This is a genomic window from Mesorhizobium sp. WSM4850, assembly GCF_055811735.1.
In genome coordinates this window covers 61,831-73,971 of the sequence record NZ_JBVVPV010000003.1, presented here as the reverse complement: position 1 = coordinate 73,971, position 12,141 = coordinate 61,831, and the positions used below count along the sequence as shown (strand labels likewise).

Annotated in this window: 13 protein-coding genes; all 13 read right to left on the bottom strand. The window is 61.4% G+C overall.

The window, feature by feature from the left end:
• The 13 genes from AC0L2Z_RS06375 to AC0L2Z_RS06315 all read right to left on the bottom strand — a co-directional run bounded on the left by AC0L2Z_RS06375 (position 1) and on the right by AC0L2Z_RS06315 (position 12,133).
• Complete coding sequence (locus AC0L2Z_RS06375) at positions 1-432, bottom strand: hypothetical protein (RefSeq protein WP_473627184.1); 432 nt, start codon at positions 430-432, stop codon at positions 1-3.
• Positions 433-693: 261 nt separating this feature from the next.
• Positions 694-1,476, bottom strand: coding sequence for a hypothetical protein (locus AC0L2Z_RS06370; RefSeq protein ID WP_473627183.1), 783 nt, complete (start codon positions 1,474-1,476; stop codon positions 694-696).
• Between the two features lie 92 nt (positions 1,477-1,568).
• Positions 1,569-2,006, bottom strand: a complete 438-nt coding sequence (locus tag AC0L2Z_RS06365) for a hypothetical protein (protein WP_473627181.1) — start codon at positions 2,004-2,006, stop codon at positions 1,569-1,571.
• Between the two features lie 85 nt (positions 2,007-2,091).
• Positions 2,092-3,480 carry a phage major capsid protein gene (locus tag AC0L2Z_RS06360; RefSeq protein ID WP_473627180.1) on the bottom strand — a complete coding sequence of 463 codons (1,389 nt, stop codon included), beginning with the start codon at positions 3,478-3,480 and terminating at the stop codon, positions 2,092-2,094.
• Between the two features lie 15 nt (positions 3,481-3,495).
• The gene (locus AC0L2Z_RS06355) at positions 3,496-4,395 is read right to left on the bottom strand and encodes a head maturation protease, ClpP-related (protein ID WP_473627179.1); all 900 of its coding nucleotides are present in this window, start codon (positions 4,393-4,395) and stop codon (positions 3,496-3,498) included.
• 2 nt (positions 4,396-4,397) lie between these two features.
• Positions 4,398-5,819 carry a phage portal protein gene (locus AC0L2Z_RS06350; RefSeq protein ID WP_473627177.1) on the bottom strand — a complete coding sequence of 474 codons (1,422 nt, stop codon included), beginning with the start codon at positions 5,817-5,819 and terminating at the stop codon, positions 4,398-4,400.
• 15 nt (positions 5,820-5,834) lie between these two features.
• Positions 5,835-7,625, bottom strand: a complete 1,791-nt coding sequence (locus tag AC0L2Z_RS06345; protein WP_473627176.1) for a terminase large subunit — start codon at positions 7,623-7,625, stop codon at positions 5,835-5,837.
• A gap of 13 nt (positions 7,626-7,638) precedes the next feature.
• Positions 7,639-8,112, bottom strand: coding sequence for a hypothetical protein (locus AC0L2Z_RS06340; protein ID WP_473627175.1), 474 nt, complete (start codon positions 8,110-8,112; stop codon positions 7,639-7,641).
• A gap of 77 nt (positions 8,113-8,189) precedes the next feature.
• Positions 8,190-8,537: an HNH endonuclease family protein gene (locus AC0L2Z_RS06335; protein WP_473627173.1), complete on the bottom strand. Its 348-nt coding sequence runs from the start codon at positions 8,535-8,537 to the stop codon at positions 8,190-8,192.
• Between the two features lie 102 nt (positions 8,538-8,639).
• Positions 8,640-9,317 (bottom strand): transcription termination/antitermination protein NusG, encoded by a 678-nt coding sequence (gene nusG / locus AC0L2Z_RS06330; RefSeq protein ID WP_473627172.1) that lies wholly within the window; start codon positions 9,315-9,317, stop codon positions 8,640-8,642.
• Positions 9,292-10,446, bottom strand: a complete 1,155-nt coding sequence (locus tag AC0L2Z_RS06325) for a helix-turn-helix domain-containing protein (RefSeq protein WP_473627171.1) — start codon at positions 10,444-10,446, stop codon at positions 9,292-9,294. Before AC0L2Z_RS06325 ends, nusG begins: the two co-directional genes overlap by 26 nt.
• Positions 10,443-11,336: a hypothetical protein gene (locus AC0L2Z_RS06320; RefSeq protein WP_473627169.1), complete on the bottom strand. Its 894-nt coding sequence runs from the start codon at positions 11,334-11,336 to the stop codon at positions 10,443-10,445. Before AC0L2Z_RS06320 ends, AC0L2Z_RS06325 begins: the two co-directional genes overlap by 4 nt.
• On the bottom strand, positions 11,333-12,133 hold the full coding sequence (locus tag AC0L2Z_RS06315; protein WP_473627168.1) for an adenine nucleotide alpha hydrolase family protein: 801 nt from the start codon (positions 12,131-12,133) through the stop codon (positions 11,333-11,335). Before AC0L2Z_RS06315 ends, AC0L2Z_RS06320 begins: the two co-directional genes overlap by 4 nt.
• Positions 12,134-12,141 lie beyond the last annotated feature (8 nt).

The window sequence follows — 12,141 nt, the reverse complement described above, 5'->3', positions numbered from 1 at the left end:
TTATTCCTTGGTGGCGAGGCGAGCGTCGGCGATCTTGGCGACCACGACATCCTTGCTATCGCCATCAACGATCGCGACATTGCCCTCAGCCGCAACGGCGGCAAGTTCCGCGTCGGAGAGCTTCATAAGGTCGTCGAGAAGGGCATCCCGAATTTTCAGCCGCTCGGCTTCCGCCTTGGCTGCGGCCTTCTCGGCTTTCTCAACCTCTTTGGCCTTGGCGGCTTCGGCCTTGGCGAGCGCGGCGTCCTCCGCCGCCACGGCCGCCGCGATTTCCTCGGGAGTGCTGCGCGAAGCATAACCTTTAGGCGGGTAGATCGACGCCAAGTAGCCCGCAGCCACATACTCGCCGACGGTGGGTCCATCCTCGCGAAGGCTCGGAGCCTTAAGCGGAATGTCTCCGATGAGCCCCGCCTTTTTCAGCCCTTCGGCCATCAATCCGAACTCGCGCTCATCTCCCGGCTTCAGGCCTTCTGCCTTGATGCCGTCGAAAGAGCACGGGAATGCTTTCAAAACCTTGTGCATGGGATCATCCGATCAGGAAATGGAACGTCCCGGCTTCGTGTTGCCGCCTGAGGCGACAACGATCTTTGATCCGGTCGTTCGCGATTGCGATGTGGTCATTGACTGCGAAACCTGTCCCCGAACTCGGCCGCGACGTCTGGCGCGGCGCTCTCGAGGCCGACGCGTTGACGTCTACGCCCTCTCGCCTTGGACGAACAAATAGTCGACCAGGACGTTGCGGGCTGCGGCACCGCGGTTGTTGGCGACGATGATGGGGGTCAGAGCAACTGTCGGGGTCACGGCGTCAGGGACCGGATCTCCGATCGCGACGCCATCGATAAACCCCTGAACGGCACCATCAGCGCTGACCTCGACGCGTACAGTGTAATAGGTGGCTGCAGCAGGAGCATCGCCATTGAAGGCCGGCACCGTATCGACGGTGGCTTTCACACCGCCATGGCACCACTCGTCCGTGGTGCCGTCGGTATCGAACAGAACACCGCAGGCATCGTCGGCGGTGCTGTCAATGTCGGCGGCATTGAGGAATATCGGCATCTCGACGGTCGACGCCAGGGCATCGGTGAAGCCGACGAAAACGGCGACAGCCGTGATCGCGTCGATCTGAATGCGCGCCTCCATGACAAGCCCGCCCTGATTGGCCATCCAGTTCAGACCGCCAAGGCACAGGCTGGAGATATTGGCGGCATCAGCGGCATCGGCACTGGATGTCTTGATCTCAACGCGACCACCAACCCCGGCCGAAATCGCAACGGCATTGCCGGTACCGCTGCCGACGCCGGCGAGCAGCTCATCCTCCAGCGCATCGCCGAGGAAATCCGTGAAATAGCTGACGGGCCCACCGCTTTCGATGACGATTAATCCGCCACTCTCGACGGTGATCTTGCCACCCGAGGCAACAACGAACTCGTCACCGCCCTGCTTGCGATAGACCTTCGGTTGATAAGTGTCGTCCATGAGGAGTTCTCCTTTGCTACGAGGTCGCCCGCGGCGCCTCTAGCGCTATGCGCTTTGGAGGAATGGGGCGGGCCCAAAGGCCCGCCGTGGGATCAGACCTCGCTCGGATCGTTTATAAGCGCCGACGCGATTACCGAGGCATCCTGCGTGGTCGGGGCCGACCAAGGCATGTACTGGATCGCGATGATGCCATCGACGACCGCATTTGCGGTGCCGCGCTCCAGTACGGCGCGGACATAGCGTTCTCGCGGTTTATGGACGTCGAGAACCAGAGCCTTGCTGTCGGCGCTGGTGGCGCCGGCCGCAAATGAGGCGGAGCCGACCAGTTCGGCCATTCCGCCAGCCTGGTTGAGCGGGTTCTGCTCGGCCTTCAATGCAAGCGCCGAGGTGTCGGCAACATCGCCGGTCAGCGCGATGAACATGACGCCTTCGAACCCCGCCATATCGAGGATAGATCCATTAACGTCGGTCTGAGCCGCGACCGCCGAAGCAGCGACGCGGGTAATCTTGCAGTTCTTGAGAAGAGACATCGGTTTCGGTCTCCGAAACGAGGAAAAGGAAGGGCGGTAGCGGCGGGATTGCCCCGCCGCCAGAGTTTGCAGGAACCGCTTAAAACTAGGCCGCGATCTTGAGCTTCTTCAGGGCGTCGGGCTGACGGACGCCGCCGCCGACACGTTTCCGGCAGCGGAAGACGACGACGCCATTATCGGCGCCGGTCGTGTAGTCTGGCTGGAACGAGATCGCGACGCGGTCAACGATGACGTAGGCGCGACGGAAGTCGCCATAGGCGATCGGGTAGGTGCCGGCAGCGATGTCGGGCATATCCGGGAATTCCAGATAATTCGCACCGAGGATTGAGTTCGGCACGCTTCCGGCAATGCCCGGCAGCCAGATGTACTGCCCGTCACCGGTTTTCAGTTTCCTAACCGACGCGATAGTCGACCGGTTCATCGTGAAGACGGCGCGGCTGGCATAGCCGGTCTTCAGTGCCGCCCAGAGGTTGATGATACCGTCGCCGGTGAGCGCCGCTGCGGCGCCGCTGACGACTTCCGCAACGCCGGCGCCGGCCAACAGGAAGCCCTGCGCCTGGTTCGATGCACCGGTACCGGACACAAACTCCTGCCCTTCCTTGACCGCGAACTGATCGACGAACTCGCCACGGAGCTCCGCGATCAGGTCGTAGTCTTCATCCTCGAGCATCTGCAGCGAGATCTCGCCACGGGCAAACATCTCCGGTGCCGGGAAGTCGAACATGCCATAGGCAGGGTCGCCCGTGTTGGTACGCGGCTGGACCTCGCCGACGCGAGTTGCGGCGCCGGCCGCTGCGGTGCGCTTCGGCTGCTTCAGGGAGGGTCCGCCGATGATGCGGACGGTTGCGATCGAGCGCATCGGAGACATCTCGATGATGTCCTTGATGATCTCGCGGTTGACGTCCGGAGGAGCCAGCAGATAGCCAGCGCCGGCGTCGTCACCCTTCACCAAGGCGGCGCGCCGCTTGTTGATGAGGTCGACCTGGGCGGTATCGCGGCGGTCCGGTGCACGACGGATGCAGTGATTGAAGGCCGCGTTGTATTCGGCGTCCTCTTCCTGCCCTTCCTTGCCTGTCTTCGGCCTATTCAGGACCTTCTCGACCTTGTCGAGCTGCTCCTGCATGGCCTTTTGGCTGTCCTGAACCTCCTTGGTGAACTTCTGGTTCAGCGGCTCCCACTTATCGAGATGGGCGTTGATCTTGGCTAGTTTCTCTTCGAGCACGACGTCCCGGTTTTTGAGATTAGCATCGTTGGTCTTCTTGAACTCCTCGAAACCGTTCATGAAGTCGCCGACGGACTTCTGCAGGGTTTCAAGCGAGGCTACGGGTGCCACCGTAGCCATGAGCATTTGCCCTGTGTCGATGTGGCCAAATGCCGACAGGATGCCGGACCCGGCGTCCGGGAACGCCATGACGGCGAAGGCGGCGATCAACGCAACAGCGCAAACCGCCGCAAGAATGCGGGTGATTTTCATTTCAGGTCTCCAGTTTCAGGATTTGAAGAGGGATGTCGCGCGGTCGAAAACCGCGGCGAGTTCGGCGATCGCTGCATTCCCGCCCTCTTCGCGAGGCTCGGCGTACGCCTCATCACGAGGCGCCTGGAAAACCCGTTGCGCGGCGGCAGCAAGACGCTTCGCGAGGGCATTGGGCATCTGCTCTGCGTCGCGCAGGAGATGCTCGAATTGGCGGACCTGCGGCGCATCATGCGTCGGCTTCAGGTCGGATGGGGTATGATTGTAGAGTTTCAGCAACGCGGAACGCGCCGCCTTCTTTTCCTTGCCCTTGTTGGGAACGACGGTATCGGCGAAACCGTTGTCAACGGCCTGCTGACCCCTGAACCAGGTCTCGGCGGCCATCAAGTTCTTCAGCTTTTCGTCGTCAAGTTCCGTGCGAGCCGCATAGATGTCGACGATTGCCTGCTCCAGATTGTCGAGGATGGCACCTTCCTGCCGCATGTCGTTGGCATCACCGATCACAAAGCTCCACGGCTTGTGGATCATGATGTTGGCGGACTCGCCGATGCGGACCTCGTCGCCGGCCATAACGATAACCGAGGCGATGCTCGCGGCAATGCCTTCGACATTCATGATGACCTTCGCGGAGTGAGCGGCGAACGAGTTGTAGATCGCGATGCCGTCAAACACGAGGCCGCCAGGGCTGTTGACATGGACGTTCAGCGTCTCGACGTCGAGTGCCGCGATTTCGCGCGCGACATCCTCGGGCTGGATGCCATCCCACCACCCGCCGATGTCGCCGTAGATGTAGATATCGGCGCTGTCAGCCCCGGATTCGGCAGCGACCCGAACGGAGCCGACCCCGATAGAGTTCGGTGCGCGGTTACGCGCGGCCGATGCCTTGAAGGGCGCGAGGTCGATGATGATTTTTTTCATCGTCAGGTTTCCTGTTGCTCGTCCAATTTCGCCAGGACTGCGTCTAGGTTGTCGCGAGCGCTTCGAATTTTGCCTTCATTCTCGGCCGAGAGAACTCGGCCGGCATTCATGCGATCTCGAAGGGCGTTGGCTGCTGCACTTGCATTCTCGGCGGCCTCGTCGTCGAGCGGTGGACCGCCGTTGTCGCCGATCCCGCGGCCAGGCATCGCCTTGGTCGCGTTCTCGACGGTCATCATGTTGCCGGGCACCAGGTGGATATCGCCGCCTTCGTAGCCGTCCTCGTCCTCGAGCTCTGCGATCTGGTTCGGCGACATGCCCATCTGGAATCGCTTCCAGTAATATTCGGCGCGATCCTTGGCGGCGCCGCGCAGCAGCTCGGTATCGAAGAACTTGAAGTAATAGCCGGCCTTCACCTCTTCCTTGGTGAGAAGCGAGCGCCGCATCGACTTCTCAAACCGACGATGCCAAGGCCGGATGGTATGTACGGCATGTGCGAGGAACATCTGTTCGGCGCTGGCATAGGTTGCCGCCTTGTCGGAGAAGCCGACCATGATCGGCATGACACCGAAGGCGCGACAGATCTCCTCGATCTGCAGTTTCCGCGTCTCAATGTGCTGGGCATCGACGCCGGTGAGATCCATCGGATGCCACTTGGCGTTTTTGTCGAGGAGAAGCGGTTTGCCGCTATTTTTGGCGCCGACGTAGTTCTGCGTGATGAAGGCGCGGAGCCGCTTGTATTGGGGCTCCTTCAACTCGCCTTCGACCGAATACATGCCGGTCGACTGGATGCCATTGCCGAACCGTCGGGCATGTGCGTTCTGGGTTGCCATCGACAGGCTGAGTGCTTCGCGGGCCAGTCTGGTGACGTCGAGGCCGGTCCATGAATTCCATGACGGGCCGCGGAAATGCCAGATCGTTTCCTGCGGATACTCTTCGGCCGTCCCGTCCTTTGCGGTGACGTGGTAGACCAGCCTGTAGTCGTCTTTCTGTTCGACGCGGACACAGTCCGGCATCAGCGGGATCATCTCGACGATGCGACCACGCACCCGGTTGAGAAAGATGTAGGCGTTGCCGGTGAAGACGGCGTGGATGGCAACCGTCTCCATAAACTGAAGCGGGTCCATCCAGTCGTTGACCTGATAGCCGAACAGATCGCTGAGCGGATGTTCTTCAGCTTCGGCCCGGCGACCAGTGGCCGGATCCTTCCGCATCACCTTGCACGGCACGGTCGAAACGCCGTCCGAGATTGTCAGCCCGCAACGAAGAGCCGTCGTCTGTTCGAGTGTTGTCTTCCATGTGACGCGCTCGCCCGAAAGCGTCGGCAGCCCTACCCCTAGATCGTCGCGCCAGAACGATTCGCTGAATGCGACGTTCTGTTCTGACTGACGCCGGAAGGTGGCCGACAACTGACTGAATGGCCACATCCGGTGATGTCCCTCTCACGCCGTTTCTGATGCGACATCGTCCGCGGCTTCATCTTCGTCGAACTCAACGTCGTCCCAGAATGATTTGCCTGCCACCAAGACTGGCTCGGGGTTCGTAACCATCACTGAAACTGCATCGAACAGCGCCATGGCCGGATCGATCTTCGCATCGCCGGCATTCTGCTTGGTCGCGCGAATCGCGGTCGCCGTCGGCTCGATCTTGATGTTGCCCACGCACCAGTCCATGAGCTGGCTCGACCCATGCTTGAGGGTACCGTTGGCAAGCTTTCGCTCCGAGGTCTTGATGGCGTTCATCAGCCGGTAGCCTTGACCGACACCGACCAGGTTCTTGTTTTCCTGCGTCACGCCGATCAGCGCCAGCGCATCGGCAAGTTCGCCATATGGCCCCTCGACGTCGATCGCCACCGCGGCCAGCTTGCCGGCTTCAAGGACCCGCGACACCAGGATCAGAACGCCGGCGACATCTTTCGGCAACAGCAGCGCGTCGCAAGGCTCGAGCAGCGGCACCAGGCCTGCGACGTCGACGAACTCATCGTCGATGATCTCGATCTCGCCAACATTGGAGAAGTCCAGCAGCCTGGCGGCAATTGTCTTCCGCCTTTCAAGGACGCTCTTGTGGCACCATGCTTTCGAAACCGACAGCCAGGTCTTGGAGCCTTTCTCGCGGCCGAGCGCGCTCGCGCCGAACAGATCGTCGAGGCCACCGCCGTCGATGCCGACGACGATCGCCTCCGAGCGCTCGATCAGGCTGTCGAGGTCAAGCTCCGGTTCTTCAGCGCCGGCCCAGAACTCGGCGCCAGGCCAGCCGTCGGTCTTGTGCCCGACGCCCATTTCGATGTTGAGATATTGTGACGCCCACTCGCGGATCGAGCGCTCGCCCTTCTCTTTGTCGGAATTCCAGCCTTGGACCAGATCCTTCAAATGAACCGACCGGCCTAGGTTCGGCTGCACCATCGGCCAGTTGGCCGGATCACGCCATTTATCAGGGTCCTTGGCGATGTCCTGCGGGAATTCGAACATCACCGACAGTGTCGGCCTTGCTTCCTTGCCGCGGAATTCGCCGTCGCGATGTTTGCGCGCGCTATGCAGTTCATCTTTGAACGCGCCGGCCGGGATGTCATCGCTCTCGGTCGTCGTGATCAAGAACTTGCCTTCAGGCGTCTTGTCGATGCCGCCGCGGATTTGCCGGATCACCTTGCCGGCGTAGGAAGACTTGCCGAGCAGGTGGATTTCGTCGAGGTGAGCGAAGATCAGGATCGCCCCGGTGAGAATATTGAGGTCGAACGTCTTGACCTTCATTTCCGACCGATTGACCAGATCCTCGATCGTCTTGAGGTGATCGCGCGGGCGAAAGCGCCGCTTGAGGTCAGGCGATTCCTCGATCATGCCGACGGCTTGTTCGTAAGCGCGATCGGAAATCGCCTGGGTTGGACCAATGAACAGGGCCTCTGCACGTGGCCGCCGGTTCATCAGCATCACGGCCAGTGCCAGGCCGGCACCGTATGAGGTCTTCGAAGAGCCCTTGGGTGCAAGGACGAAGATGTCGCGGATAAAGTTCTGCTGCGAGACAGGATCCCACGACCCAAACGAAGTGGCGACAATGTCGCGGAACCACTGCCCTGCGGCATCGCCGAGCCGCGGCTTTCCCGGAACATCCGGCAGTTTCAACTCGTCGAAGAAGGCGAGGCCCATGTCGGCCTCGGATCGGATCAGCGGCAAATCCGGAATGAGAGACCGGCCTGTGCGGATGCGCTCTTCCCAGTCCGGGCAGCTCAGATCCCACATATGAGGCGACGCATCAGTTCACTGGATCCTGCCGGCGCGCCATTAGATCGCCGAGGCGGTTGCCCCGATCCGGCTGGTGAGCCGCGGCGGCTTCGGCTTCCTTTTTGCCGAGCTTGGGAGCTTTTTCCTGCTTCGTCGGCTGCGCGCTCTGCCCGTACAGCATCAGGTCGTTCTTCTCGACCAAGTCTCGGAATTCCTTCCCGGCTGCGACGTTGCCCGCCATGAATAGTTCCCACAGCTTGGTCGCCATGGTTGCGTTTAGGCGGTCTCGGGCCACATCCCTGAACTTGAGCTCGGAAAAATAATGCTTCCGCAAAGTCGGCAGGGTCACGAACAGCGCCGAGGCAATCCGCGCATTGGACCAGCCCAGCGACACTAACATGCTGACGCGATTCCGATTTTTCTGGCTCGCGATGTGCTGCGGTCGACCGCGCTCACCCCAATTCGCCGGAACGGGCTCACCGAAGAGGTCCAAAATCTCGCTCATCGAAAAAAAAACCTCTGAATGAACCCCAAGCGGTTAGGACCCCCGGAAGGCCCTAGAGATTTGCCCCCCCCTCCCCATCAGGGTCGGGCGGCCATCCTCTTGGCCCGCTCGGCCAGCGTCTTCTTGGTGTGCGATGCTCCGCACCGGAGCATGATGTTGCGCTTGTCGAGCGGCGCGCCGCCGTCCCTGAGCTCGACCACGTGATCACCGAACACACGCATGCCCGGCCGATGCGTCCTGCCATCGCATTGCGGGTCCTCGCATCTGCGACCACGCTCGGCGATGATCTCTGCCATCAGCTCGCGCCACTCAGGCGACAGGTAGAACGCATCAGCAGTCTTGGGTGCGACCTTGACCGTGCGGGTGTCGATGGTCCGGATCGCCGGCGCCATCATCTTCAGCTTTGCCACTGGAATCTTATCCATTGCGGGGAAGCATTCCGGGCCGCGCCCTTCGCTTCACCTGGGGCCGATGGCGCTTCCACTTTGCAGTGTGCGACTCTTTCGGCTCGTCCTGGGTCGATTCCGCTAATACGCTTTGCTGATTTGAGCAAGGTCGAGGTCGACCGACACTGCACGCCCGAAGATCATCACTTCGATCATCGCCCGGCCCTTGTCGCTGACAGACTGCACAACGGCAGGGAAGGATGCGAATGGCCCGTCATCCACGCTGACCTCATCGCCTACATTGAACGACTTGATCATCGCCTTGATAGCTTCTGGGTCGTGCTCAACATCAGCACGCAATTTCAACATCTTATCAGCTGGAACCGGAGCCGGACGATCAGCTCCTCCAAGGATGCTAACGACCCCTTTGATGCTCACCAACGCGTGCCAGCACGGCGCACACCAGACCACTTTCACGAAGATGTATCCGGGCAGGAATGGCACCGTTCGGGCCTTAGGTCGCATCATTCCGAAGCGACCACGCCGACGCACAACGATTGTTTCCTGCGCCATCCAGCGCTCAATCCGAGCATCGCCGAGCGACTTATCCACAGCAATATCGAAGCCGTGCTTCACCTGCAGCACATACCAGCGCGCTTCCGGGCCATCCATACCGGCCGCCGCGAGCATCGCCTGCTCTCGCCGGCGCAGGGCGATTCGCTCATCGCTCGTCTGCCAGGCATAGTCGATGTTGATGGGCTTGCCGTCGTGATCGAGCCATGCACGCTCCACGTCACTCGGCCGCTTGCTGTGCATCATTGGTCCCTCGCACCGCCTGTTCGAATTCTTCCAGTCCTGCTGGCCCGCCAGCCGGGAAATACACGCCACGCATCGTTCCGGGATCTGGCAGCCAGGGCCAGCCGCGCAGTTCGTGCTCGACCTTCCAGGCCTTCCAGACTTCACTGCCGACCGGCACGAACTCGCACAACTTCCCGAGCCGCTCTTCATCGGGACCGTAGCCGTGAATGCCGAGCCCGCGCGTCTCGGCTGCCTGGTGCAGCGCGTTGACCATAGGCCACCCTGCCCGCATCCGGTTGCCCTTCTCGAGGGTTTCCCGGTCCAGCCTGCCGTTGGCGATGGCGCTCTCTTCCCAGCCCTTCAGCGGCGCCGGCGGCGCCTTCGGCCCTGTGACCAGGTCGCGCATGCGGATCGCCGCCCACACCGGCCCGAAGGCCGGCGCATAGGCTGGCTTCTCCGGCGCTTCCGGCTTCGGTCCAAGCCGTTCCCAGCGCTTTTCCGAGAGATACACGCCGAAAGCGCAGCGCCCGCCGGAAGCCTTCTCGGCGGCGAGATAGTTAGCCATGCGGTCGGCTGCCACCTCGCGTTCTTCCGCCGTCAGTGCCATCGCCGCGGCGAGCGCGGTCTTGCCGCTGTCGGCGATGAAGGTCGGCCATGTCGGGTGAATGCGCTTCAGCCAGCGCTCCACCGTTTTTCGATCTTCAGGTTCGCGCTCGCGCTCTCTCTCAACAGGTTCACTTACCGGTTCCCTTACAAGGTTAGGCGGCAAATTTTGCCGGTTGAAACTGTCGGAATCTGCCGGTTGAACAGGCTCGATTTCGCCGGTTGCGGCGGGCTCGGAGCTACCGGCAGAATTTGCCGGTTGAAAGTCTGGCTCAAAGCCCAGCCGGTAACGGTTTGAGCCGCGCTTGCCGTTCTCACGGACAGCGTCCCAATCAATCAGGCCGCGCTCGCGCAAATGGGTGAGCTGGTCGCGCACGGCGCGCTCAGCAAGGTTCGTCTTGCTGCAGATGTAGTCCTGGCTCGGGAAGCAGCCGTTGACTGGATTATGGCAGTCCGCCAGCACCATCAGCACCGCCCATTCCGACGGCTTCATGTCGCGGTGAAGCTCCGGCTGGTCGAAAGCCCATTTCGTCGCGGCGTGGCTCATACGAACATCCCCACCTGTTCGTCATAGCGCTCGCGCGTCTTGGCCGACCGCCGATAGTCCGCGAACGGCGTCTTGCGCCAGATCATCGGCGAATTCGCCCAGCGCGCCACGTCACGCAAGAGCTGTTCATTCCAGTCGAATCGAGGAAATGGTCGGCGCTCCAAGGCATTGAGCTTCATGAAGGGCTGCACGTGCGGCTCGCCGCCCCAAGACATCACTTCGCGAATGCGCTCCATGCAGGCCGCAAACGGCTCATTGCCTATGAGGACATAGACGCGCTTCCGGCGGGGTGACACGTCGGCCAGCATCCGCATGACGAGCTCGACGAACGACCGCTCGGCCATGTCGTCGTAGGCGAAGCGCCAGGGACCGCGATTGATGACCTTCCAGCGAGCATAGACTTCGTCGTTGAACGTGCGGGGCTCGAAACCGCTATTGGCGTCGAGCAGCGGCACGCCGGCGGCGCGGTAGCGCGAGACGATGTGATCCTGGTAATCGCTGGGCAAAGCCGACAGGTTGTTGTCACAGAGCACCGGCCGCACCGGGAAGTCTGGAAGCAGCGTGAAGGCTTTCCCCTCCATCTTCGGGACGATGCAGAACCAGCAGCCAACCGGGCAGCCGCGACTGGCGATGGTTGCCATGGGATTGTGCCGCGCCACTGCATCCTCGATCGCACCGCCGATCTCGGCGACGTCCGCAAGGAAGTGCTTGCGCGTGAAGATGCCAGGCCCGCCGGCGCGGACCTTGTAGCCGGCCGCCTTATACCAGCAGGCGCGCTGATAGGCGTCGTTTAGCCGCCAGGTAAAGGCTACCGACAGATACGCGGTGTCATCATCGGTCCACTCAGCGAGGCCGCCAGACCAATGGCCGATGTCGAAGCCTTGGCTCATGCCGGCACCTCGCAGTGAAGGCCGCACTCGACGTCGTATTCTTCGTCGTCGGCGGAATCGAAAAGGCTTGGCGACTTGCGGACTTGACCGATCAGATCTTCCACACTGTCGCGTTTGTCGAATTGTCCGCCGGTTGCAAGCTCTCGTGCTGCCCACCATGCAGGCACAACCATATTGTCGCGGATGATGCGCTTTCGTATCCCTTTCCCTTTCAGGAAACAGAAATCGCAGTTGCCCTCCCAGGGGTGCAGGCCGACGTCGAAACCTTGCGGCAACGGGTGCCCCAATCGTCTCGCGTCCAGGTTCTCGCCGAGCCAGAAGCGCCAAACATCGTCTTTGCGCACCTTCGCCTTTGCCAAAGGATAGGTGACAGAACGGCCGGTTTTTGCCGCCCTTTCCATGCCGCTGAAAATGCGAAGGCCCTCGTCGTCTCTCAGGCCGATCACCTCTTCGTAGCCGCCCGGTTCAAGCCCTAGTTGGTGGCGCATCAGTGCAAAGATCGGCAGAACTTTAAGGTATTCGGTGCACCACCGCTCATGCCCGTTTGGCAGCCGCTGCTTGCTCTCGATCAACGCCCGGAATGGCTCGCCGCGCTGTGACGCGCTGTTGTAGCCGACCAACTCGAATCCTCGCGCCCCCTTGCGCCACTCCACCCAATGGATACGGACGCTCCATCGCGTCTCGCATTCGTGGACAAAGCGCAACGTTTTCATGTGCTCTTTGCCAGTGTTGGCAAAGGCGACAATCACGTCGTCGGGAAGCCTCCCACCATGCGCGCGCAGGATCTCATGCAGCATGAAGGCGA